The 24113-nt window shown below is 44.8% G+C and carries 24 protein-coding genes; 6 read left to right on the forward strand and 18 right to left on the reverse strand.

The window, feature by feature from the left end; translation table 11 throughout:
- Positions 1–61 precede the first annotated feature (61 nt).
- Entirely contained in the window at positions 62–1042 is a 981-nt protein-coding gene (gene serB / locus IQP38_RS24550; protein ID WP_005386439.1) for a phosphoserine phosphatase, read from the reverse strand.
- A 91-nt stretch (positions 1043–1133) separates the two neighbouring features.
- Here serB and IQP38_RS24555 point away from each other — a divergent pair, with 91 nt between their 5' ends.
- Positions 1134–1739 (forward strand): YtjB family periplasmic protein, encoded by a 606-nt coding sequence (locus tag IQP38_RS24555; protein ID WP_005391677.1) that lies wholly within the window; start codon positions 1134–1136, stop codon positions 1737–1739.
- Between the two features lie 95 nt (positions 1740–1834).
- Here the strand turns inward: IQP38_RS24555 and deoD are convergent, their stop codons facing one another.
- From deoD to deoC, 4 genes are all read right to left on the reverse strand, one after another.
- Positions 1835–2554, reverse strand: a complete 720-nt coding sequence (deoD, locus tag IQP38_RS24560; RefSeq protein WP_005380140.1) for a purine-nucleoside phosphorylase — start codon at positions 2552–2554, stop codon at positions 1835–1837.
- A gap of 143 nt (positions 2555–2697) precedes the next feature.
- Positions 2698–3918 (reverse strand): phosphopentomutase, encoded by a 1221-nt coding sequence (locus IQP38_RS24565; RefSeq protein WP_017635882.1) that lies wholly within the window; start codon positions 3916–3918, stop codon positions 2698–2700.
- Positions 3919–3986: 68 nt separating this feature from the next.
- The gene (gene deoA, locus IQP38_RS24570; RefSeq protein ID WP_136976650.1) at positions 3987–5315 is read right to left on the reverse strand and encodes a thymidine phosphorylase; all 1329 of its coding nucleotides are present in this window, start codon (positions 5313–5315) and stop codon (positions 3987–3989) included.
- Positions 5316–5412: 97 nt separating this feature from the next.
- Positions 5413–6189: a deoxyribose-phosphate aldolase gene (deoC, locus tag IQP38_RS24575; RefSeq protein WP_005380133.1), complete on the reverse strand. Its 777-nt coding sequence runs from the start codon at positions 6187–6189 to the stop codon at positions 5413–5415.
- Positions 6190–6279: 90 nt separating this feature from the next.
- Between deoC and IQP38_RS26925 the strand changes: the two genes are divergently transcribed.
- Positions 6280–6414 (forward strand): hypothetical protein, encoded by a 135-nt coding sequence (locus tag IQP38_RS26925; protein WP_005391675.1) that lies wholly within the window; start codon positions 6280–6282, stop codon positions 6412–6414.
- 358 nt (positions 6415–6772) lie between these two features.
- On the opposite strand, the gene IQP38_RS24580 is transcribed toward IQP38_RS26925, so the two are convergent.
- The 6 genes from IQP38_RS24580 to IQP38_RS24605 all read right to left on the reverse strand — a co-directional run bounded on the left by IQP38_RS24580 (position 6773) and on the right by IQP38_RS24605 (position 12055).
- Positions 6773–8056, reverse strand: coding sequence for a NupC/NupG family nucleoside CNT transporter (locus tag IQP38_RS24580; RefSeq protein WP_005380131.1), 1284 nt, complete (start codon positions 8054–8056; stop codon positions 6773–6775).
- Positions 8057–8260: 204 nt separating this feature from the next.
- Positions 8261–9034, reverse strand: coding sequence for a TatD family hydrolase (locus IQP38_RS24585; RefSeq protein ID WP_193838116.1), 774 nt, complete (start codon positions 9032–9034; stop codon positions 8261–8263).
- Positions 9021–9218, reverse strand: coding sequence for a DUF5363 family protein (locus IQP38_RS24590; RefSeq protein WP_017635884.1), 198 nt, complete (start codon positions 9216–9218; stop codon positions 9021–9023). The genes IQP38_RS24585 and IQP38_RS24590 overlap by 14 nt, the downstream gene beginning before the upstream one ends.
- A 95-nt stretch (positions 9219–9313) precedes the next feature.
- Positions 9314–10903, reverse strand: a complete 1590-nt coding sequence (gene prfC, locus IQP38_RS24595; RefSeq protein ID WP_005380123.1) for a peptide chain release factor 3 — start codon at positions 10901–10903, stop codon at positions 9314–9316.
- A 285-nt stretch (positions 10904–11188) separates the two neighbouring features.
- On the reverse strand, positions 11189–11644 hold the full coding sequence (gene rimI / locus IQP38_RS24600) for a ribosomal protein S18-alanine N-acetyltransferase (RefSeq protein WP_005386430.1): 456 nt from the start codon (positions 11642–11644) through the stop codon (positions 11189–11191).
- Between the two features lie 12 nt (positions 11645–11656).
- Positions 11657–12055 (reverse strand): DNA polymerase III subunit psi, encoded by a 399-nt coding sequence (locus IQP38_RS24605; protein WP_017635885.1) that lies wholly within the window; start codon positions 12053–12055, stop codon positions 11657–11659.
- Positions 12056–12214: 159 nt separating this feature from the next.
- On the opposite strand from IQP38_RS24605, the gene IQP38_RS24610 reads away from it, so the two are divergent.
- The gene (locus IQP38_RS24610; protein ID WP_017635886.1) at positions 12215–12661 is read left to right on the forward strand and encodes a hypothetical protein; all 447 of its coding nucleotides are present in this window, start codon (positions 12215–12217) and stop codon (positions 12659–12661) included.
- A 62-nt stretch (positions 12662–12723) separates the two neighbouring features.
- Here the strand turns inward: IQP38_RS24610 and IQP38_RS24615 are convergent, their stop codons facing one another.
- Both IQP38_RS24615 and ubiT read right to left on the reverse strand, forming a co-directional pair.
- A complete protein-coding gene (locus IQP38_RS24615) occupies positions 12724–13227 on the reverse strand; it encodes a GNAT family N-acetyltransferase (protein WP_005380119.1) in 504 nt (167 codons plus the stop codon).
- Positions 13211–13738: a ubiquinone anaerobic biosynthesis accessory factor UbiT gene (ubiT, locus tag IQP38_RS24620; protein WP_005394645.1), complete on the reverse strand. Its 528-nt coding sequence runs from the start codon at positions 13736–13738 to the stop codon at positions 13211–13213. Before ubiT ends, IQP38_RS24615 begins: the two co-directional genes overlap by 17 nt.
- 363 nt (positions 13739–14101) lie before the next feature.
- Here ubiT and IQP38_RS24625 point away from each other — a divergent pair, with 363 nt between their 5' ends.
- The 3 genes from IQP38_RS24625 (at position 14102) to IQP38_RS24635 (ending at position 18187) form a co-directional block, all read left to right on the forward strand.
- Positions 14102–16141: a bifunctional diguanylate cyclase/phosphodiesterase gene (locus IQP38_RS24625; protein ID WP_005380112.1), complete on the forward strand. Its 2040-nt coding sequence runs from the start codon at positions 14102–14104 to the stop codon at positions 16139–16141.
- Between the two features lie 133 nt (positions 16142–16274).
- Positions 16275–17288: a ubiquinone anaerobic biosynthesis protein UbiU gene (gene ubiU / locus IQP38_RS24630; RefSeq protein WP_005386427.1), complete on the forward strand. Its 1014-nt coding sequence runs from the start codon at positions 16275–16277 to the stop codon at positions 17286–17288.
- A 20-nt stretch (positions 17289–17308) separates the two neighbouring features.
- The gene (locus IQP38_RS24635) at positions 17309–18187 is read left to right on the forward strand and encodes a U32 family peptidase (RefSeq protein ID WP_193838130.1); all 879 of its coding nucleotides are present in this window, start codon (positions 17309–17311) and stop codon (positions 18185–18187) included.
- A 51-nt stretch (positions 18188–18238) separates the two neighbouring features.
- Here IQP38_RS24635 and IQP38_RS24640 read toward each other — a convergent pair whose 3' ends face one another.
- From IQP38_RS24640 to rpsO, 5 genes are all read right to left on the reverse strand, one after another.
- Positions 18239–19585: an MATE family efflux transporter gene (locus IQP38_RS24640; protein ID WP_193838117.1), complete on the reverse strand. Its 1347-nt coding sequence runs from the start codon at positions 19583–19585 to the stop codon at positions 18239–18241.
- A 103-nt stretch (positions 19586–19688) separates the two neighbouring features.
- On the reverse strand, positions 19689–20111 hold the full coding sequence (locus IQP38_RS24645) for a MarR family winged helix-turn-helix transcriptional regulator (protein WP_005380103.1): 423 nt from the start codon (positions 20109–20111) through the stop codon (positions 19689–19691).
- Between the two features lie 99 nt (positions 20112–20210).
- Positions 20211–21131 carry a lipoprotein NlpI gene (nlpI, locus tag IQP38_RS24650; RefSeq protein WP_005380101.1) on the reverse strand — a complete coding sequence of 307 codons (921 nt, stop codon included), beginning with the start codon at positions 21129–21131 and terminating at the stop codon, positions 20211–20213.
- A gap of 178 nt (positions 21132–21309) precedes the next feature.
- Entirely contained in the window at positions 21310–23445 is a 2136-nt protein-coding gene (gene pnp, locus IQP38_RS24655) for a polyribonucleotide nucleotidyltransferase (RefSeq protein ID WP_005380098.1), read from the reverse strand.
- Between the two features lie 292 nt (positions 23446–23737).
- On the reverse strand, positions 23738–24007 hold the full coding sequence (gene rpsO, locus IQP38_RS24660) for a 30S ribosomal protein S15 (protein WP_005380094.1): 270 nt from the start codon (positions 24005–24007) through the stop codon (positions 23738–23740).
- Positions 24008–24113 lie beyond the last annotated feature (106 nt).

The following is a 24113-nucleotide window of genomic DNA, read 5'->3' on the forward strand; positions in this document are numbered from 1 at the left end:
TCAAAGTCATACCAAATTGAAAAAAAACACCGCCTTTCTGGCGGTGTTTTTGAATGGATGGTTAAGGTTTAGCTTTCCAGCTAACCTTTTGCTGCTTCACCAATGCGCCAGATAAAATACAGAGCACACCGCCCAACCCAGCAAAGCGAATCGCAGATTGCGCTTGAGCTTCCACTTTTGGTTTTGCGTGATACGCAATCCCTAATCCTGCCACCGACATCATCACAAGATCATTAGCGCCATCACCGACAGCAACCGTGTTGTGCTGCTCAATTTCATATTCATCCGCCAGTTCCACTAGAATGTCAGACTTCATCTGCGCCGTTACCACATCACCAAGTACGTTACCCGTGAGTTTGCCGTCAATAATTTCTAATTGATTGGAGCGAGCAAAATCTAAGTCGACTTTATCTTTGATGTAATCAGAGAAGTAAGTAAAACCACCGGAAGCAATCGCTGTTTTCCAGCCCAAGGCTTTCAACGTCGCAATTAGCGCTTCAAAGTCCGGCATGAATGGTAACTGGGAACGAACTTGTTCAAGAATTGATTCATCGGCACCTTTGAGCTTACCAACTCGCTGACGTAAACTTTGCTCAAAATCCAGCTCACCTTGCATGGCACGTTCAGTGACTTCAGCGACCTCATCCCCTACTCCTGCCAGTTTCGCGATTTCATCAATACACTCTATCTGGATCGCCGTTGAATCCATATCAAATACAATCAACCCTTGGGTTGATAGATCGGGCACTTCATTAAGCGAGGCGTAATCTAGGTTGAGACTTTGTAAGATCGTTTCATGTTGAGGAGTCAACTCTCCGGCCATCAGGGCTACTTCATATTGGCCAACTTTCCACGTTTCTAGTATCGGGTTGTAAAAGCCGGTGAAGAAATCAATGTCTTCGAAGTGACTTGGCGAAAGGTACTCAGCAAATACGATCCAGTTTGCTTTTGCTTTATCTAATTGGGAGGCAAATCGAGTCTCGGGTAATCGTTTTAAAAGTGTCGTATGTTTTCTGATAGGCAAGCTTTTTGACGCGTCCATGTATATAATCCCTTATGACTTTGCTAAAACGTTACCTCAACAAACTAAAAAGGCAAGTCTTTGTTTTATTTTAAATGGATGAGTAAAGAGCATGAGTGAATCTTTGTTCTCAGTAAGGAATGCCCTAAGAATTCTGGCACTAATCCTACTGTGTGTGATGTTGTTTATCACAATAAAAAACAGTGTTGTGATCAGTAAGGGTAATGAGAAAATTCAAGCACAACAGCTTGAAACACTCACCAAAGTTTTGATTTCACAGGCGTCTCTTTCTGCCAGTGAGATGATTTTAACTAAAGATCAAGAACGATTACTTCAGCTAACAAACCAGCTAGCACAAGACCGTTTAGTGTTTGATGCAACAATCTACGATGCACAGGGTGTACGTTTAGCGTCTAGTGAAGAGGCATTATCGGTACGCGAAGTTCTTGGCCTGGATACGCCTTTGGCAACAGCTTCCATTGGTCGCCAGCAGTTGGTTGAACCAGTTTTTGCAGATGGTGCGCTTATCGGTTTTGTTCGCGTGACCTTTGAGACGGGCCGGGTGACGGCTATTTCTGACCACCACTATCGCAAGAGCGATCGTTATATGTACATGATGGTCTTAATGAGCTTTGTCTGTGGTATGTTGTTCATCTTGATTTTACGTCGACAACCGATACGTCGTAAAAAAGCGCCAAACCTGCTGCTAACCAAGTAACTAGGTAGCGCTAACAACTCATATAAAAACAGCCCGTAATGTGCGGGCTGTTTTTTTAGCTCTTGAGAGCGAAAAATAGAATGACTCTTCGTCGCTTACTCTTCGTCACCAAGCAATACTGAATCTAGTGCGATTAGCATCATGTCGTTGAATGTCGTTTGACGCTCGTCAGATGTAGTCTGTTCGCCAGTCTTGATATGATCAGAAACCGTACAGATTGTCAGAGCTTTTGCACCGTATTCTGCCGCAACACCGTAAATACCAGCCGCTTCCATTTCAACACCAACAATGCCGTACTTGTCCATTACATCGAACATTTCTGGATCTGGCGTGTAGAAAAGCTCTGCTGAGAATAGGTTACCAACTTTAACGTCAATACCGCGAGCTTTTGCAGCGTCTTCTGCCGCACGAACCATGTTGTAGTCTGCGATTGCCGCGAAGTCATGACCTTTAAAGCGGATACGGTTCACTTTAGAGTCAGTACATGCACCCATGCCGATCACAACATCACGCACTTTGATGTCTTCATTCACTGCGCCACAGCTGCCAACACGGATGATTTTCTTCACGCCGAAGTCTTTGATTAGTTCAGTCGCGTAAATCGAGCATGATGGGATACCCATACCGTGGCCCATTACCGAGATCTTACGGCCTTTGTATGTACCTGTGTAACCAAACATATTACGAACGTCACACACTTGAACGACATCTTCAAGGAAAGTCTCTGCGATGTATTTTGCACGTAGTGGATCACCAGGCATCAGTACGACGTCTGCAAATGCACCCATTTCAGCATTGATATGTGGAGTTGCCATTTTCTTTTCCTTAACCTTTCTCTAGCGCTCCGCGCTTAAGGCGATATAAGCCAGAGTATTCTCATTTCCGACAAGCAGCATTTACATACTGCAAACATAAAACTAGGAGCAATCAAGCTCCTAGTTTTCAAAAACCTAACTAATTATAGGAAGTTCTTACCGTAATCCATTGGAGAAGTACCGAAGTAACTTGCCAATGTTTGACCGATATCTGCGAATGTTTCGCGGCGGCCAAGAGAACCAGCTGGTACTTTTTGACCATAAACCAATACTGGGATGTGCTCACGAGTATGGTCAGTGCCTGGCCATGTTGGGTCACAGCCGTGGTCTGCCGTTAGGATAAGCACATCGTCTTCTTCCATAATCTCTAGCACTTCGTTGATACGACCATCGAAGTACTCAAGTGCCGCTGCGTAACCCGCTACGTCACGACGGTGACCGTAAGCTGAGTCGAAGTCTACAAAGTTAGTGAATACGATCGTGTTGTCGCCCGCTTCTTTGATTTGCTCTAGCGTTGCTTCGAACAATGCAGGGATACCTGTCGCTTTCACTTTCTTAGTGATGCCGCAGTTTGCGTAGATATCAGCAATCTTACCAATAGAAACCACGTTGCCTTGCTTCTCATCAACGAGCTTCTGAAGAACCGTTGCTGATGGTGGCTCTACAGAAAGATCACGACGATTACCTGTACGCTCAAATTGACCTTTACCAGCACCAACGAATGGGCGCGCGATAACACGACCAATGTTGTAATCTTCTAGCTCTTCACGTGCGATTTGGCAAAGCTCTAGTAGACGGTCTAGACCGAAAGTCTCTTCGTGACATGCGATTTGGAATACAGAGTCAGCAGACGTGTAGAAGATTGGTTTGCCAGTCTTCATGTGCTCTTCACCAAGATCGTCAAGAACTTGAGTACCAGACGCGTGACAGTTACCTAGGAAACCGTCAAGCCCCGCACGCTCAAGAATGCGGTCAGTCAATTCTTTCGGGAAGCTGTTTGCTTTGTCAGTGAAGTAACCCCAGTCAAACAGAACAGGAACACCTGCGATTTCCCAGTGACCAGACGGCGTGTCTTTACCTGAAGAAAGCTCTGCTGCATGACCGTATGCACCAATGATTTCAGCGTCTGTGTCTAGTCCAGGTGCGAAGCGACCTGTCGATTCTTTATGCGCCATTGCCAAACCAAGTTTCGATAGATTTGGAAGGCGAAGTGCACCTTGGCGATTGTCGTTATCTGCTAAGCCTTTTTCACATTGGTCAGCGATGTGACCTAGTGTGTCTGAACCTACATCACCAAATTCTTTAGCGTCGGCAGTTGCACCGATACCGAATGAGTCTAGTACTAAAATAAATGCTCTTTTCATTGCTCGTTCCTTAGGCCCACTCGGCTTTTTATTATGGTTGAGTAGGCCTTGTGTAATTACTTGTTCTATTAGATATCTTCTGCACGAATTTGGCGGTAAACCTCTGGAGTTGGTGTGTATTCACCACCTACTTTGATTGCACTGCGCAGTGCTTTTGCCGCTTCTTCCCATTGCTCTTCAGTGCGAGCGTGGATGACCGCAAGAGGTTTATCACTGTCTGCGACCTCACCTAGGCGGATGAACTCGTCGAAACCAACTGCGTAGTCGATTTCATCAGTAGCGACTCGACGACCACCACCCATAGCAACCACAGCCATGCCGATAGCACGTGTATCCATTGCAGAGACAATGCCCGTTTCTGTTGCGTAAACTGGCTTGATGATTTCTGCTTTTTCTAAGTAGTTGTCGTAGTTTTCTACGAAGTCCGCAGGGCCGCCTAAGCCAGCAACCATCTTGCCGAAGCACTCAGCTGCTTTGCCGTTATCCAGCACTTCCATCAGTTTTGCGCGTGCGTCTTCTGTGTTCTCAGCAAGCTTGCCAAGTACTAACATTTCAGCACATGAAGACATGGTCACTTCAAGTAGACGAGGGTTACGGTATTCACCTGTTAAGAAACGAACCGCTTCACGAACTTCTACCGCGTTACCCGCTGAAGACGCCAATACTTGATTCATGTCCGTAAGAATTGCCGTAGTCTTAGTGCCAGCACCGTTTGCTACCGCAACGATTGATTTTGCTAGCTCTTCAGACGCTTCGTAAGTTGGCATAAATGCACCTGAACCCACTTTTACGTCCATCACTAGCGATTCCAGACCCGCCGCCAGTTTCTTAGAAAGGATCGACGCCGTAATCAGGGAGATATTGTCTACCGTTGCGGTAATATCACGAGTCGCGTAAACACGCTTATCCGCAGGAGCAAGGTCACCAGTTTGACCGATGATCGCCACACCAGCGTCTTTGGTTACTTGACCAAAAACATCGTTGCTCGGCGTAATGTTGTAACCAGGAATAGATTCAAGTTTATCCAGCGTACCGCCTGTATGACCAAGACCGCGGCCAGAGATCATAGGTACGAAACCGCCACACGCTGCCACCATTGGGCCAAGCATTAAAGAAGTTACGTCACCCACACCACCGGTTGAGTGTTTGTCGACAATTGGACCACCGAAATTCATGTGGCTCCAGTCGATAACCATGCCCGAATCACGCATTGCACACGTTAAGGCGATGCGCTCATCCATGGTCATTTCATTAAAGAAAATCGTCATAGCAAACGCCGCAATCTGACCTTCAGATACCGTGTTGTTCGCTACGCCTTGAATAAAGAAGTTGATTTCATCGGCGGTTAGGACTTCGCCGTCACGTTTTTTACGAATGATTTCTTGTGGTAAATACATTAGTGCCTCCCAAGCTCTTTTGAGCCATGGTTGTAGTAGGATAGAAGAGGTTTGGTAGCACCCGTTTAGGTGCTACCGTTCAGACGTATTATTGGAATTAGTACGCTGTTGGATCAGCGACGTCGTCCGATACTTCTAATGTATTTAGTAGGTTGGTTAGCAGGCTAGACGCACCAAAACGGTAGTGACGAGCATCAACCCAGTTGTCACCTAGGATTTCGTCAGCCATTGCTAGGTATGCTGCTGCGTCTTCAGCAGTGCGCACACCACCTGCTGGTTTGAAACCAACAGTTTCTGCAACACCCATGTCGCGAATAACTTCAAGCATCATGCGAGCGTATTCTGGTGTTGCGTTTACTGGCACTTTACCAGTTGAAGTTTTAATGAAGTCAGCACCTGCTTCAATACAGATTTGAGATGCTTTCTTGATTAGTGCTTCTTCTTTTAGTTCACCTGTTTCGATGATCACTTTAAGAAGAATGTCACCACAAGCTTCTTTACATTGCTTAACTAGTTCGAAGCCTACTTTCTCATCACCCGCCATTAGCGCGCGGTAAGGAAAAACTACGTCAACTTCGTCTGCACCGTAAGCAACCGCCGCTTTTGTTTCAGCAACTGCGATTTCAATGTCGTCGTTACCATGTGGGAAGTTCGTTACTGTTGCAATACGAACCTCTGGCGTACCTTGCTCACGAAGTGTCTTCTTAGCAATAGGAATAAAGCGAGGGTAAATACAAATTGCAGCTGTGTTGCCTACTGCTGTTTTCGCGTCATGACATAGTGAGATCACTTTTGCATCAGTGTCATCGTCATTCAACGTAGTTAGGTCCATAAGTTTAAGTGCACGTAGCGCTGCTGCTTTTAAATCGCTCATTTCTATCTCCGATCAATATTCAAAAAATTCACTACTCAGCCTTACATCACGTCTTTAACTATAATCAACAAGTCGAGACAATGTGAGTAAATGGCTAAACAGTCTATTAATGAACGGACTTGGTTCCCTGAAGACTCGGCATATACAGCGAAAATTTATCATATGCCAATTGCTATCCTTGTCACCGCACAGTACCAGTTTGGCCTATGGCACAACAATCTATGATTGCGGTGTCTTTAATATCACATCACAAAGCAAAACGCCTATTAGATCTGATATTGCAGGGCAATTCATTTGCCCATCGATTATGTAATATTCATTACGTGATTAAGAATCAAGCTTAACCACTATCCTGTGATTAATACATTATAGAGTTTCACCGCAAAACTGTAGCACCAAATAGAGCGCAAACGGTTTGTATCTCAAAATTTCCTAGCCCCTATTCCATTGACTGCGTAATACCTCGACTAAGGCAAACACCCGATGAAATTTTGGAGCCCGAAAAACGAAAAATGCCCCGCAGCAATCTCTTGCTACAGGGCATGATGTAAAACGGCGTCTATATATTAAGAACCGATTCTAATTATAGTGCTGCAAGGCTTAAGCAGAAGCCTGCAATTGTCGCTGCCATAAGGTTAGACAACGTACCTGCAAGAACTGCTTTAACACCCATGCGAGCGATGTCACTACGACGGTTTGGTGCAAGGCTACCTAGACCACCAAGTAGAATCGCGATAGAAGAAAGGTTCGCGAAACCACATAGTGCGAATGAGATGATAGCTGTTGTCTTCTCAGACATTACTTCACCAGTTGCCGCGATTACTTGAGCGTTTTCACCTAGATATGGTGTGAAGTTCAAGTAAGCAACGAATTCGTTCACTACGATTTTCTGACCGATGAATGAACCAGCTGTTACAGCTTCTGCCCATGGAACACCGATTAGGAATGCTAGTGGAGAGAACGCGTAACCTAGGATTAGCTCTAGTGTTAGTTCTGGCATGCCGAACCAACCACCGATGCCACCTAGCATACCGTTGATTAGCGCGATTAGACCAACGAATGCGATTAGCATTGCACCTACGTTAAGCGCAAGTTGTAGACCAGAAGCCGCACCGCCCGCAGCTGCGTCGATTACGTTAACTGGTTTGTCGTCACCGCCGTCCATCGCTTCTTCGATACTTTCGTGAGGCTGGTCAGTCTCTGGGTGAAGGATTTTAGCGAACAGTAGACCACCTGGTGCTGCCATGAATGATGCCGCAACTAGGTACTCTAGTGGAACACCCATAGATGCGTAACCAGCTAGTACACCACCAGCAACAGAAGCTAGACCACCACACATTACCGCGAATAGCTCTGATTGAGTCATTTTTGGAACGAATGGGCGAACAACTAGAGGTGCCTCAGTTTGACCTACGAAAATGTTAGCTGCCGCTGACATTGATTCCGCACGAGAAGTGCCTAGCGCTTTTTGTAGTGCGCCACCAAGAATCTTGATAACCCATTGCATAACGCCAATGTAGTAAAGAACTGAAATCAGTGCAGAGAAGAAGATCAGTGTAGGAAGAACACGGAATGCGAAGATGAAACCGCCGCCGCCGAATACTTCGAACATCTTGTCAGAAACAAGACCACCGAACAGGAATGATGAACCATCGTTACCGTAGTTGATAACGTTAGAAACACCTGAAGAGAAACCGTTTAGTAGATCACGGCCCCAAGGTACATACAGAACAAATGCACCTAATGCGAATTGGATAGCGAATGCGCCACCCACAGTTCTAAAGTTGATAGCTTTTCGGTTGTTAGAAAATGCCACTGCAATCGCAAGAAGCACTACCATACCGATTAGGCTCATAAACAGGCTCATAGTTTATGACTTCCTTATAAGTTATTTATTGGCGTGTTACAAAATGGAGCTATAAAGCGGGGGCAATTATACTCATGCAGAATCAATTAAAGTAATGCCAGCCTCACACTTTCCTATAAGATTCATGATTGATTCAACCAGCTTTGTGAGTTAATTCACAATAAGCAGGAAAACGTTTTCGATTTCAAACCACATCTTTAGATTTTATTCACATATCGAGAAAGCAAAATTGCTATTTTTCCACAGTTGAGAGGCAATCGATTGCTTTCGGCCGTTATGCAACTCTACGAGCTCATTAAAGACGTGAATGAGTTTGGCTGGGTGATTTGACTCCCCTTGATATCCAAGTATAGGCATATCTGGTGCGTCTGTTTCGATTACTAGGTTTTCGAGTGGTAATTTTTGAATTGCGTCGCGTGTTTTCTTAGCTCTTGGGTAGGTAATCGTTCCTCCTACACCGATAAAAAAACCTAATTTGACCCACTCCATGGCTTGCTGATAACTCCCAGAAAAAGCGTGTAGCACACCTCCTCTAGGGAGATTCGCCGCTTTCACCATTTGAATGAGGCGATTGTGCGCTTTTCGGCTATGTAAAATAACTGGGAGCTCGAAGCGTCTAGCCAGCTCAAATTGAACTTCAAGTGTCTTTTCTTGCAACTGTGGGTCAACATCAATGGCAAAATCTAAACCACACTCTCCTATTGCCACGCACTGTGGCCCTTTTTGATTTAGATAGCCTTCTAGTTCTGTAAGGTGCAGCTCAAAGTTATCTTCAAGAAAATACGGATGAAAGCCGAGCGCATAATACAAATTGGCATGTTGCTCTGCCAAAGTTTGAATACGAGCCCAGTTTTGCGGACCGACGGAAGGAATCAAAATTCTTGCGACGCCTTGCGTTTGAGCAAGCTCAAGTTGATGCGCAAAGTCATCTTGAAACACATCAAAATCAAAGTGGCAGTGCGTATCAAAGAGCTTCATCTTGACGCTTTTTATCTGTATCTGCGGGCAGAAAATCAGGAGATCGTTGGGCTTCACTCTTCTCTTCAGTTTGATGGGCAGGGTCTTTTCGATATGGGACACAACTGCGTTTCTGATCGGGAGTTAGCCCCATCTCTTTACACCAGTTGTCGTAACGCTTTAGCCCACGTTTAAACCAATTCATATCTTATCCTTATATAAAAACGCCCTTGGCTAAGTTTATAGCCAAGGGCGTTTTAAAATCTAGTTTGCGTTACGGCTTACCCTAACCGCGCCAAATTAGTGCTCACGCGTCGCACGGAAATCAACGTCAGGGAAACGCTCTTTCGCTAAGTTTAAGTTAACCATTGTTGGAGCGATATACGTTAGGTTATCACCACCATCCAATGCTAAGTTCGCTTGATTCTTGCGTTGGAACTCATCCAGTTTCTTCGCATCACCACACTCAACCCAACGCGCAGTTGCAACGTTAATGCCTTCATAAATCGCTTCAACGTTATACTCAGACTTCAAACGAGCCACAACAACATCAAACTGAAGTACACCAACGGCACCAACGATCAGATCGTTGTTCTGTAGAGGACGGAATACCTGTACCGCACCTTCTTCTGATAGCTGAACCAAACCTTTGAGAAGCTGCTTCTGCTTTAGTGGATCTTTCAGGCGAATACGACGGAATAATTCCGGAGCGAAGTTCGGAATACCAGAGAACTTCAGTGATTCACCTTGAGTAAAGGTATCACCAATCTGAATAGTGCCGTGGTTATGTAGACCAATGATGTCACCGGCGTAAGCGTGTTCTGCACGTGCACGGTCACCAGCCATAAAGGTTACTGCATCAGAGATACTCACTTGCTTGCCAAGACGAACGTGGTTCATCTTCATACCTTGCGTGTAAGTGCCCGATACAATACGCATGAATGCGATACGGTCGCGGTGTTTTGGGTCCATATTCGCTTGGATCTTAAATACGAAACCAGAGAACTTCTCTTCAGTCGCTTCAACTTCACGTTCAACCGCTTGACGAGTTTTCGGCGCTGGAGCCCATTCAGTTAGACCGTCTAGCATATGATCCACACCAAAGTTACCTAATGCAGTACCGAAGTAAACTGGCGTAAGATCACCGGTTAGGAACATTTCCAAATCAAACTCAGGGCAAGCACCCATGACAAGCTCAAGCTCTTCTCGAACACTTTCCGCAAGGCCTGCACCAACTTTTTCATCAAGCTCTGGGTTATCGAGACCTTTGATGATTCGAACTTCTTGAATCTCATGACCGTGACCTGATTCGTATAAAATCGTTTCATCACGGTGAATGTGGTACACACCTTTAAATTCTTTACCACAGCCGATTGGCCATGTAATTGGTGCACACATCATGCCCAACTCGTTTTCTACCTCGTCCAATACTTCCATTGGATCACGAACGTCACGGTCAAGTTTGTTCATGAAGGTTACGATTGGCGTGTCACGCAGACGCGTTACTTCCATCAGCTTACGTGTACGATCCTCGACACCTTTCGCCGCATCGATAACCATCAAACACGAGTCTACTGCCGTTAACGTACGGTATGTATCTTCCGAGAAGTCTTCGTGTCCAGGCGTATCAAGTAGGTTTACCAGACAGTCATTGTAAGGGAACTGCATTACAGAAGTGGTTACCGAGATACCACGTTCTTTTTCCATTTCCATCCAGTCTGATTTTGCGTGCTGTGCGTTACCACGACCTTTAACCGTACCTGCTTTTTGGATCGCGTTTCCGAATAAAAGGACTTTTTCAGTAATGGTGGTTTTACCCGCATCCGGGTGAGAAATAATAGCGAACGTTCTGCGCTTAGACACTTCGCCTAAAAAAAGGGGATTTGACATTAGTTAATCTTCTAAATTACTTTCATGCTCACAAAATAGGCAAGCATATCTACTATTCGATATTGTGCGGTATTCTCGCTTATTATCGCTGTGCTAGCAAACTGGAAAGACATGAACTGAATTTACTCGGCTCACCAGCCTTTACCTGCAACTAACGAGGGAAAGCCAGCTCCACACAAAGAGATGTAAAAATTCAAAAAATTATTATTACATATTCAAAAGCCTCGAATCCGGATACGCATTTAAAGCATAAGTGTTGATGAGGTAATTAGTAACGGCCTAAAACTAACTCAAAAATAAGTAACTCATGATAATGGCGTCTTCCTTACCATTTCCCGATTTAGCTGGGTAATAGTTGTAACGACGGTCCACTTCATTAAAACCTGCTTGCTCATAAATATGGATAGCTGGGTGATTACTTTCACGCACTTCTAACCAAGCACTCTCTGCTTTGGCTTGTTCACAGTGTTCAATAAACGCGTCCAGCAATTTTTGCCCTAGCCCTCTGCCCTGTTGAGAAGGCGCTACTGCAATATTTAATAGTGTCACTTCTCCAACAATATTCTGTCCATAGAAGTAACCAACCACTTGAGAGCCTTCCAGCATCACATGGTGGCAAGCACCGCGACTGGATAAGTCACGAACCAAAGATTCGGCCCAAGGGTGAGAATGTGCTTGCTGCTCGATTTGCCAAACTTGGTCGAGGTGCTCTGCACGCATCGGCGTAATTTCAATTGTCACGCATTAGCTCCGTTAAGAGTACGAACAGATTTGTTGCCACAATGCGCGGCGCTGTTCGTTATTACCATCAATATCTTGTAATAGTGGCGAGGTCAGGTGCTTTGCCTTGATGCTTTTATCAGCCTCACAGCCTGCAAACCACACCCACTCTAGCTGATGTTCACCCAGCATGGATAAGCGCTCAGGCTCTAGGTGTAGCGCATCATCAAGCGTGAGCTTAATGCTTTTTAATACGCGCTCAAACATCAATGCCGTCTCGTTTTCTGGACATATTGGCGATACCAATAGGAGTTTACATGAACTTTGCAAATCCAATAATGGCGATTGATAGCCTTCCAGTCTTTCAGGGTGTACCAGCTCCCATGTGCTGATCCCCATTTCACGTAAATACTGTTTCTCGTTAATTGACATTTTCCGTCACCTATTTGAACGAGGGCAATCCTATCAAATTATCGCGATTATACCTAAAGGACTTCAAGGAACACCTGAACACAATGAGATGATTTGGATATTCCTTAACATAGCGTTTTGCCAACGGCCACACATTGGGTATGACATATAAGGTACATTATGAAATTCTTAAATACGCTACTACTTTGCACACTGGTAGCCGCCACCAGCATGAGTGTTTTTGCTAATAACAGCGATGAGTGGGAGCTGATTGCAACGAAAACCGTTAACTTTCACACAGAAACAGATACCGTGACACCAAATAGCCTATTCCGAAACCGAAGCTTCAGTAAAATAAAACTAAAATGTGTGCAAGGAACGGTAGACATGAATGGTTTAAAAGTCGTCATGACAGATGGTAGTGAGAAAAAGCTTTCCTCTATGGGCGTACTAACAAGCGGATTGTCGACTCGTGCCTGGAGCCTTCCAGGTACAAAAGAAGCCAAGCTAAAACGGATTGAAATGACTTACAGTAGCTGGGGAAGCACAAAACTTAGCCTGCTAGGGGTAAGTAAAAAAGCGAAAATAGAGGTCTGGGGCAAAAAGAAAAGTAACCAGTCATCCTAACCTCCCTATCTCAGTTTTCAGTGAATAAGAAAGAAGCCCACTTAGTCGTGGGCTTCTTTCATTTACAGTTCAGAGAACTCTGGCGCATAGTCTATGCGTCCGGAGCGTCCAGCACATTGACCTTCGACCAACTCTGCGACTCGAAATGCACCTTTAGGGACATCCCAAGCACATTCAAAGCCCATCTCGTCGCATGATTGAAAACCCTGGCGCGCGTAATAATCAGGATCGCCCAACACCACACACACTGGGTAACCAAAATCACGCAGTGAATCAAAACCTTCTTTGATCAACTCTGCAGCGATGCCTTGGCGACGGTAATCTTCATGAACAGCTAATGGCGCTAGCCCTTGCCATGACAAATCTTCACCATTTAAGGTCACAGGGCTAAATAAAGCATGGCCTATCACCTCTCCCTCATCTGTACACGCGACTAAGGAAAGCGTGAATTTGCTGTTTTCGCGCAAACGCATCACAAGCTCAGCTTCAGCTTCCGTCGGGAAGGCGTGTTTCAATAAGCGGTCAATGGTAAGAATGTCCGCTGGGGCTTCAGTTCGAATAAGCATTCGCTACTCCGGTTGGTTGTGCAGGCGCTTGAACTCCTTTCTGAACAAAATCAGCCAATTGATTCAAAGCGACTTGCATTGCTTTCGGTAACTGCTCTAAGTCGACACTGTCCATTAAGTTTTTCACTTCTAAGCCAAGCTCAGTATCACCTTCAATTGAAAGGCGACGTTGGAAGAACAGTGTGTCAGGGTCTTCTTTACGACCAGCAATCAGTACTAGGTCGTTTAGATTACCACTAAAACTCACATCTTCCTGAACTGGTTTTTCAGCTACCACCAATTTTTCGTCTTGATAGCTGATGTACCATGCTAAGTTCAAGTCTTTAATCGCAACTTTTAACCACTTGTCTTCAAGGAACTCAAAGTCACCATCTTCCAAGGCTTCTTTAAACACCATTTTTAGCCCTTCTAGCAACGCTTTTTGCTGAATTGGCTGTGGTAATAACTGGACTGGAGAACGCAAAATATTAGCTGCGTTCTTTACTAGTTGACTGCGAATCTTGTTTAACACGTTCATTATCCGTTACTTTGTCATTAGGTTGCTTATATTAAGCAATCGTGGCGATGAGATTACTGTTATGTATCAATAAAGTGCTTATTTTAGATTGGTGGTTTATTGCTCACTAACGCTTCTTTTTTTGAACTTACGTGTATTATTGATGCGAACAGGTGGATAAACACTTTTACAACCGTATTTTCAAAGTTATAGTTATCTGAGCGTATCCATGTGATTGTCGACTGCACAGCTAAAACCGCGAGCCCTTTAATGGCAAGTAACACTTTGGCTTGGTGGTAGATCGCCGCAGGCTTATCAGGGTGTCGCTTTTTATACACGGACGAATAATCTGGCTCATTGGAGATCGGTAATACCCTAATGCCTTCCCAGCAATTAAAACATTGGTTTGCCACGCTAACCTCAAATAGCCCTTTCTTCTTTGCCATTCTTGATAAAAAACACAATTATCGAATGGTAAGTGACCGTTACTGCGATATCGCAGGTTTAAGTCATGAGGAAATCGTCGGCTTAAACGATTGCCAAGTGCTGGGTGAACAGTTTTATAAGAAGCTTGCACCATACTATCAGCGCGCGTTCAAAGGGGCACATGTCGAAGCCGAAATCACGCTCGATGAAACCGACCTTGAAACCAGTCTTCACTTTAGTCTTTCGCCAGTTTTTGAAGGTAACGACATTCGCTTTGTTGTTTTTCACGCTGTCGATACTTCAGAAAAGCAGATACTCGTTCGCTCCTTAGAAGAGTCCGAAAGTAAGTTTGCGAAGTTAACACAACTGCTACCAGACGGCTTACTGCTTATCGAAGATGATATTGTCATCTCTGCGAACCCCGCATCAGCGCGCCTTCTCGGACTTAACTCTCCTCATGAATTGTTGGGCGAAGAGCTAAGTCGTTTATTCATCGATGAAAACAGTAAAAAGGTATTTAGTCATCGATTGAGTACATTAATTTCTGACAAACCTTTTGTCTGCTTAACCAGTGCAAGATGCGGCTTTGAACGGAAAGTTCAGCTACACGCGGATTCCACGGCGATATTAGGTAGCGAATCTCAAATTATCCTAATCCAAGATGCTGATGATGCGCCCAAAAACCTGTCTTCTGCATCGAATGAAGACATACACATTGACTCGCTCACCAAACTCTACAACCGCTTTGGCTTCACCAAACGTTTGGAACAGCTGATCAAAAAGCAAACACCGCTTCTGGTGTTCTATTTGGATATCGATAACTTCAAAAACATTAATGACTCACTTGGTCATCATATTGGCGATAAAGTGATTCAAGAGGTATCGGCCCGTCTTAAACGGTTACTGCCAAACCAAGCGATTATTGGTCATTTGGGTGGCGATGAGTTTGGCGTCATTCTGCCGGAGCCAGAAAACACCCGCATGGCTGAAATTTTGTCCGATCGCATTATCTCGTTGATCAACCAACCTTTCGACTTGCACCACTTCAGTAAACGCCTTGCGTGTTCAATTGGTAGCGTTCGATACCCTGAAGACGGACAAGATGCGCGAATCCTACTACAAAATGCCGATACTGCGATGTATGAAGCCAAAGATCGTGGTAGAAATCGTCTGATCAAATTTAACGATCAAATGAACAAAGAAGCGCGTATGCGTTTGTGGCTTGAAATTGAACTGCAAAAAGCATTGCAGCAGAACGGTTTGGAAGTGTGGTATCAACCTAAGGTTAACGCGCGAGACTTCAGTATCAACGGCGCAGAAGCGCTCGTTCGTTGGAAGCATCCAGTCGAAGGGTACATTAGTCCTGGCTCATTCATTCCTGTCGCCGAGCGCGCTGGGTTAATAGAACACCTTGGACGTGTCGTGATGCGTGATGTTTTCAATACGGTAAAACGTTGGAAGCAACAAGGCATACTGCCAGGCCGTGTCGCCATCAACCTCTCTCCCGAGCAATTTGGCAACCCACAGCTGATCGACTTTATGGAAAAGCTGCTTCGCACTACCGAGCTTGATCCAAGCTGCATTACCTTCGAGCTAACCGAAAGTGCCGTGATGAGTGATAGCGAACATACACTGCAAATGTTGAATGCGATTAAAAAGCTTGGCTTCGCTCTCTCTATCGATGACTTTGGTACCGGCTACTCTTCTCTTTCCTACTTAGCGCGTTTTCCTATTGACGAGCTAAAAATCGACCGCGCTTTTATTAATGATATCGACACACTACCGAAACAAGTCACTGTGATTGAAAACATCATTAATCTGGGTAAGTCGCTCGACTTAACTGTCGTTGCCGAGGGGGTGGAAACCCACCAGCAAGCGACCCTGCTCTCTAACCTTCAATGTAATGCGATTCAAGGATTCCATTTTTATCGCCCGCAGCCAAAACATGAAATTGAAGAGCTGTTTGTACAGAATCGTCGTCACAAGAACTAACCCCGACCCGATACCCTTACTCGCAAGGGGTAAATATCGACTTTATTGAGCTAAACCTAACTTAGGTCAATTTCGCTATTCATAATTCTTCATAAAATGCGGACACCTTTTTATTCTCAATGATTGTGAGCATATGGAACTCTTGTGTCCCGCGGGTAACCTGCCTGCGTTAAAAACTGCGATTGATTGCGGTGCCGATGCCGTCTACATTGGTTTCAAAGATGATACCAACGCCCGTCACTTTGCTGGCCTCAACTTTAACGGCAAAAAGTTAGAAAAAGCGGTGCAATACGTTCATGACCGCAATAAAAAAATTCATGTCGCGTTGAATACCTTCGCTCATCCCAATGGCTTCGAGCGCTGGACGAACGCAGTAGACAATGCAGCGGCACTGGGTGTAGACGCGCTGATTGTTGCAGACATTGCAGTGCTGGAGTACGCGGCTCGCAAATATCCCGATCTAGAACTACACCTTTCAGTGCAAGCATCAGCGACCAACGTCGCAGCCATTGATTTTTACAAACAAAACTTCAACGTAAAACGGGTAGTATTACCTCGCGTTTTATCGATTCATCAGGTCAAACAGCTTTCACGCAACATCACTAGCGATGTCGAGTTAGAAGTCTTTGCTTTTGGTAGCCTTTGCATCATGTCTGAAGGTCGCTGCTACCTATCGTCATATATGACAGGCGAGTCTCCAAACACTGTGGGAGCATGCTCTCCAGCTAAGTACGTTCGCTGGCAAGAAACAGAAAATGGTCTGGAATCCCGCCTTAACGACATTTTGATCGATCGCTACAGCGCCGGTGAAAATGCGGGCTACCCTACCTTGTGTAAAGGTCGTTTCGAAGCAGAAATCGAAGGCGAGAAAAAACGCTACCACGCACTGGAAGAACCAACCAGTTTGAACACCCTCTCTATGCTGCCAGAACTATTTGCTGCAAATGTGGCGTCTGTAAAAATTGAAGGTCGCCAACGTAGCCCAGCTTACGTAGAACAAGTCACTCGAACATGGCGAGCCGCGATTGACCGTTACCAAGCAAACCCAGAAGCTTATCAAGTCGAAGCGGCTTGGGATGCCGCATTGGCAAACGTGTCTGAAGGTACGCAGACCACACTTGGTGCTTATCACCGCAAATGGCAGTAGAGGTTAAGATGGATAATTCAATGAAATACGCGCTTGGTACGCTGTTGTACTTCTGGCCAAAACAAGATATCGAAGCGTTTTATGAACAAGCGAAATCAAGCTCCGCGGACATCATCTATCTTGGGGAAACCGTATGTTCAAAACGTCGAGAAATGAAGCCTTCGCATTGGCTTGAAATCGCAAAAGAGCTGTCTGCATCTGGCAAGCAAGTGGTGCTATCAACAATGGCACTACTAGAAGCTCCGAGTGAAGTAAACATAATGAAGAAGTACATCGACAACGGTGACTTCGCGATTGAAGCAAATGACGTATCTGCTGTTCAATTGGCATCAGAGCATAAAGTGCCTTTCGTCGTTGGCCCTGCAATCAATACTTATAACGCACACACGCTCAACTTATTTTTGAAACAAGGTATGATGCGTTGGTGCATGCCTGTCGAGCTATCTCGCGAATGGTTAAACGATACTTTAGTTCAGTGTGACGAGCTTGGTATTCGTAACAAGTTTGAAGTTGAGGTATTTAGCCACGGTTATTTGCCTTTAGCGTATTCCGCTCGCTGTTTCACAGCCCGAGCTGAAAACCGAGCGAAAGACGATTGCGAAACCTGCTGTATCAAATACCCTACGGGTATCCAGGTCAGAAGCCAAGAAGGGCAAGAAGTCTTTAACCTTAACGGCATTCAAACACAGTCAGGGTATTGCTACAACCTCATCAATGACTTACCTACTATGAAAGGGCTGGTTGATGTGGTCCGGTTAAGCCCTCTTGGTATCGACACTTTTTCAGAGTTAGAGCGTTTTCGCTCAAACGAATACGGCGATAATCCTGAAAAGCTCGAAAGCCGCCAATGCAATGGCTATTGGCATCAACTAGCGGGCTTAGAAGTAAAAACCATTTAATCCTTAAAGATAAAAGCGAGGCCTAGCCTCGCTTTTATCTGTTAGCTTTTGTTAGCAGGCTTGCACCCTTGGTTCGACAGAACTCTCATTAAGCAGCTTTTTCACATCTCGCCACAACATACTGATCACGACCAAACTCAATGCAATGTTAGACAATGGGAAAGCTAACCAAATACCTGTCACGTCGAAAAGTTTCGGCATAATGAATAAGAATGGCAACTGGACCAGCATGTTGCCTAGTGTTACAAACATAGCTTTGCTGCCTTTGTTTACTGATTGATAGTACGCGGCCGCCACAACTAAAAAACCATCTAAGAACAACGCAAACATGTGTAAACGAATCCCGATCACGGTGCTATCAATCAACTGTTGGTCAGCATTATTAAACACCGCAACCAGTTCGTACGGGAAAAGGTTCATCAAAACAACGAACGCCACCCCACCAAGCACAGATGTCCCCATCGCGACCTTTAATAACTTTCTGATGTTCTCCTGATTACGTGCACCGTGGTTGAAGCTCACTAAAGGCTGCATACCATTCGCAATTCCTTCTGCTATCAGATAGTAAACCGTCACGATGTACCCCAAAATGGCGTACGCTCCGATCAACATTGCACTTCCGTATTGAGCAAATAACGCGTTGTGCAGTGCCACCATCACAGAGCCGTAGGCGTACATAAAGAAACTTGATGTACCTATCATGATAATCTTTGGTGCAGCATCAACCTGAACTTTGAAGTCGCGGATACGAAGGCGTAATGTTGCTTTTGAAGTAAAGAAGTAACCAATACCGAGCACAGTGACCACTAATTGTGCAAGTGCAGTGGCAATAGCGGCTCCGGTTAACTCCCACTCCAACCAAGCAATAAATACGTAGTCTAATACAATGTTAATAACGGCACCGATGACCATCAAAATCGTTGCTAAGTTCGGGCTGTCGTCATTGCGTAATAAAAACGGAACTGCGATAGAACCCAACGTGAATACGCACGCGACAATCAGAATATGCAAATATTGCAGCGCAAGTTCAAACACTCGCCCTTCCGCACCTTGCCAGCGAATAAATTCATCCGAAAACAAGAACAATATTGTAGCAACGATCGGCATCAATGCCGCTAACAACGTCAATCCGGTCGTTAGGATTCGCTTAGCGCCTTCATGATCGTTCTCTCCTTGCTTGATCGAAGTCAGCGCGCCAGTCCCCACCCCAATCATCATTCCTATACCGAGGATCGAACCGATAATAGGCCACGCAACATTGATCCCAGCTAATCCGTCAGCGCCAACATAACGGCCAATAAAAATGCCATCAACTATTTGATACAAACCGTTTACGAGCATTGCTGCGACGGTTGGAATCGTATATTTCCAAAACTGTCTATAAATTGAGTTTTGCATGACTGTCACCAGTAGTTAGCAAGGCTAACTAAATGGTTAAATTAAATAAAAGAAAGATGAAACAACAAAAACTAAACCATACAGCTGAGGCCTTTGCTTCAGTTTAAAATGACTTATTACTCAATGCTTTATTCAATAAAGCTTGTAACTGTTCAGCTTCTTGCTGATTTAATTGTTGCATCATTTGGTCAGAGATATCTTTGTACACTACCTGCTCCAAAGACATTTTTTCTGCGACTTCTTCCGTAAGCAACACACGCTTAGCACGAGCATCCTCATTACATGCGATGCGTTTCACCAAACCCTTTTTTTCCAAACGCACAACCATTGTCGATGCGGAAGGCTTAGTCACTTGCAGCTCTTCTGCAAGATCGGTTATTCGCACACCCTCAGGGTAAACCTGAATCACACGTAAATAATCGAACTCATTAAAGCTTAGATGTGATAATGGATCTTCTTTGGCATAGACACGCCAAGCTTTGGCGCAAAAACGCTCTAAATCAATCAAGCTTTCTTCTAATGCCATAAAAGCCACCACCACTTAGTTAGCAAGACTAACTATTTTAAATGAGTCACTCATCAAGTTCAATCATAAAAAAAGCCGCTCTCATCGAGCGGCTCTAAATCATTCAATTTCCAGCTTCTTGGCAGCCTTTAACTTGGCCAATCTATCTTGCTGTAATTGATCGTAAATTTGCGCCAACTCCAAGAAAGAATAGCGATGCTCAACATAATCGTAAACGTTGAACGAAATCGCGAGCTTATAAAGTGAGATGGCACTTGCGATATCACCTTCAAGCTGATTACGCTTTCCAAGGTAGAAATACGTTTCCGTCAATCGTTCAGCTAGGCGATAGTTCTCTCTCGTTCCATCCATAATTGCTTTAAGCGCGTCTTCGTCCGAGACGTCTCGCAGCATGATAGCAACAAGAACCCACCCCCACTCTTCACTACGATCTCGTAAATAACGCTGTTGAAGATTGGCTTTTGCTTGCTCTGGATTTTGCTCAGCTTCGATGATGTACAGCCATAATGAACGAAAAGGATCCGTTGGCATTTCTTGATAATGCTTGGTCATATCTTCTAAAGCGAGATCGATTCGGCCACCATAATACAGTGCAATCGCACGGTTGCGCTCAGCATAGGTATTATCAGGAGCCAACTCTATGGTCGAGTCAAACGCTTCATATGCCGCATCAAACTCTCCTACTTGGGTAAAGTATACTCCCAAAAGATTGAAGATGTCCGGCTGAGCAGGATTCAACTGCAAAGACTGGTTAAAGTCCAAACGGGCAAGATCACGTAAACCAACGCTGTCGTAGTAGCTACCGCGCTCATAATGCATTTTAGCGCGCACTTCATCACTAAGGTCGGGACGTTGTAGCAACTGCGAGAGACGCGCGATTTGTACTTCTTGTTGAACACTAGGCTGAAGTGGCACCGCCATCGGTGGATATAACCACTTTTGTGCTGATTGTTGAGAAGTATTTGCACAACCGGTCAGCGCGATAGCAACACATAAAATTGCGGTTTGAAACCATTTCACTAATTGATACTCCTGTTTGGACCGCTCAAGATTTATTTCTCTTAATGCAATATAGGCGATAACCTCGTTTGAGGTTAATACATCGAAACAAACCAAAAAAGGGGAGCGAAAATGCTCCCCTTTTATAACATGCTTTCAGGCCCTTAATCTAATAAAAGGCTGAAAGTCTCATTTTGTCTTACTCGTCTTTAGCAGCTGGTGCTTCAGCAGCAGCTTCTTCAGCTGGCTTTTCTACCGCTTCTTTCATGCTTAGACGTACACGGCCTTGGCGGTCGATTTCAAGAACTTTAACTTGAACTTCTTGACCTTCAGCTAGGTAGTCAGACACTTTCTCTACGCGTTTTTCTGCGATTTGAGAAATGTGTACAAGACCATCTTTGCCTGGAAGAACCGTTACGAATGCACCGAAGTCTGCTAGACGTGCAACTTTACCTGTGTAGATACGGCCCACTTCAACTTCAGCAGTGATCTCTTCGATACGGCGGATAGCTTCTTTCGCAGCAGTGCCTTCAGTTGCCGCAATCTTGATAGTACCGTCGTCTTCGATTTCGATAGTTGTACCAGTCTCTTCAGTTAGAGCACGGATAACTGCACCACCTTTACCGATAACGTCTTTGATCTTCTCAGCGCTGATCTTCATCGTGTGAATACGCGGAGCAAATTCAGAGATGTCTTCACGAGCACCAGAGATTGCTTCATCCATTACAGATAGGATGTGCTTACGTGCGCCTTGAGCTTGGTTAAGCGCAATTTGCATGATTTCTTTAGTGATGCCTTCGATCTTGATGTCCATTTGAAGTGCAGTGATACCAGTGTTAGTACCTGCTACTTTAAAGTCCATGTCACCTAGGTGGTCTTCATCGCCAAGGATGTCAGAAAGTACAACGAAATCGTCACCTTCTTTAACAAGACCCATTGCAATACCAGCAACAGATGCTTTGATTGGTACACCTGCGTCCATAAGCGCAAGAGAAGTACCACATACTGAAGCCATTGAAGATGAACCGTTAGATTCAGTGATTTCCGATACAACACGTACTGTGTATGGGAACTCATCAACAGAAGGCATTACTGCAGCAATACCACGCTTCGCCAGTTTACCGTGGCCGATTTCACGACGCTTAGGAGAACCTACAAAACCAGTTTCACCTACACAGTATGGAGGGAAGTTGTAGTGCAGTAGGAAGTGATCTTTACGCTCACCAGTTAGCTCATCGATGATTTGAGCATCACGCTGAGTACCTAGCGTTGCCGTAACGATCGCCTGAGTTTCACCACGAGTGAATAGCGCGCTACCGTGAGTACGAGGAAGAACACCAGTACGTACATCTAGTGCACGAACCATGTCTTTTTCACGGCCATCGATACGAGGGTTACCTGCAATAATACGGCTACGTACTACTGTCTTCTCTAGATCATGGAAGATAGTGTGGATTTCTTTTGTGTCTGCTTCAGGATCTTCAGCAAGAAGAACTTCATTTACTTCCGCAGCGATCTCATGGATGCGGTCGTAACGAGCCATTTTCTCAGTAATTTGGTAAGCTTCAACAAGTTTAGCTTCTGCTAGATCAGCAATCTTATTTTTAAGCGCTGTGTTCTCTTCAGGAGCAACCCAATCCCAAGCAGGAGTTGCAACTTCTGCTTTGAATTCGTTGATAGCTTGAATAGCAACTTGTTGTTGGTCATGACCATAAACAACCGCCGCTAGCATTTCTTCTTCAGTTAGGTTGTCCGCTTCTGACTCAACCATCAGTACTGCTGACTCTGTACCTGCAACAACAAGGTCAAGCTTAGAAGTTTCTAGTTCAGTTTGGCTAGGGTTAAGTACAAGCTGACCATCGATATGACCAACACGCGCCGCACCGATAGGGCCGTTGAATGGAATGCCAGAGATAGCAAGAGCAGCAGAAGTACCGATCATTGTAACGATATCTGGCTGAACATCTGGGTTTACAGACATTACTGTCGCGATAACCTGAACTTCGTTTTTAAACGCGTCTGGGAATAGCGGACGGATTGGACGGTCGATTAGACGAGCTGTTAGCGTTTCGCCTTCAGAAGGACGACCTTCACGTTTGAAGAAGCCGCCTGGAATTTTACCCGCAGCGTAAGTACGCTCTTGGTAGTTAACCGTTAGTGGGAAGAAGTCTTGACCTGCAACGGCTTCTTTTTTACCTACAACAGATACGAATACAGACGTATCATCCATTGTGACCATAACTGCTGCTGTAGCTTGACGTGCAATAACGCCAGTTTCTAAAGTAACTGTGTGGTTACCGTACTGGAACGTTTTAACAACTGGTTTTTCGAACATTGTTATTCCTTGTTTCTAATCTTCCTTTAGTGCTTAAAGAAATCTTAGATGTGTTAATTGACACTCAAGGCATTACGAATCGCGACTAGTAAAAAGAAACTCGGAAATTCCTTTTGAATAGTCGCGACCTTTTGGTCGACGTGGTTGACTGTAATGCTATGAGCTTTTGAGAAAACCTCTTACAAGGTTTAGCCGCCAGTATTATAACGGCATAAGTCTAATTTGGCTAAATTTAGGCAACAAAAAAGGGGCATAAAGCCCCTTTTTAGACAAACTGCTATGCAGTCGCTGATTAGCGACGTAGGCCTAGACGTTTGATTAGGTCTTGGTAGCGAGCTAGGTTTTTACCTTTTAGGTAATCTAGAAGCTTACGACGACGAGAAACCATGCGTAGAAGACCACGACGGCTGTGGTGATCGCCTTTGTGCGCTTTGAAGTGACCTTGTAGGTGGTTGATAGAAGCTGTAAGTAGAGCTACTTGAACTTCTGGTGAACCAGTGTCGCCTTCGCCTTGTGCGTATTCTGCAACGATTGCTGCTTTAGTTTCTGCATTCAGAGACATAATTCTCTCCTAATAAGAGTAGGTTTAAAGTTGTAGCAGCCAATCTCTGATTCAGCCGCTACGCGAAGCGCGGATTATAGGGAAATTTCCTATCTCGTGCAATATA

Origin of the sequence: Vibrio sp. OPT41 (assembly GCF_015163595.1) — a bacterium.
Lineage (GTDB): Bacteria > Pseudomonadota > Gammaproteobacteria > Enterobacterales > Vibrionaceae > Vibrio > Vibrio alginolyticus.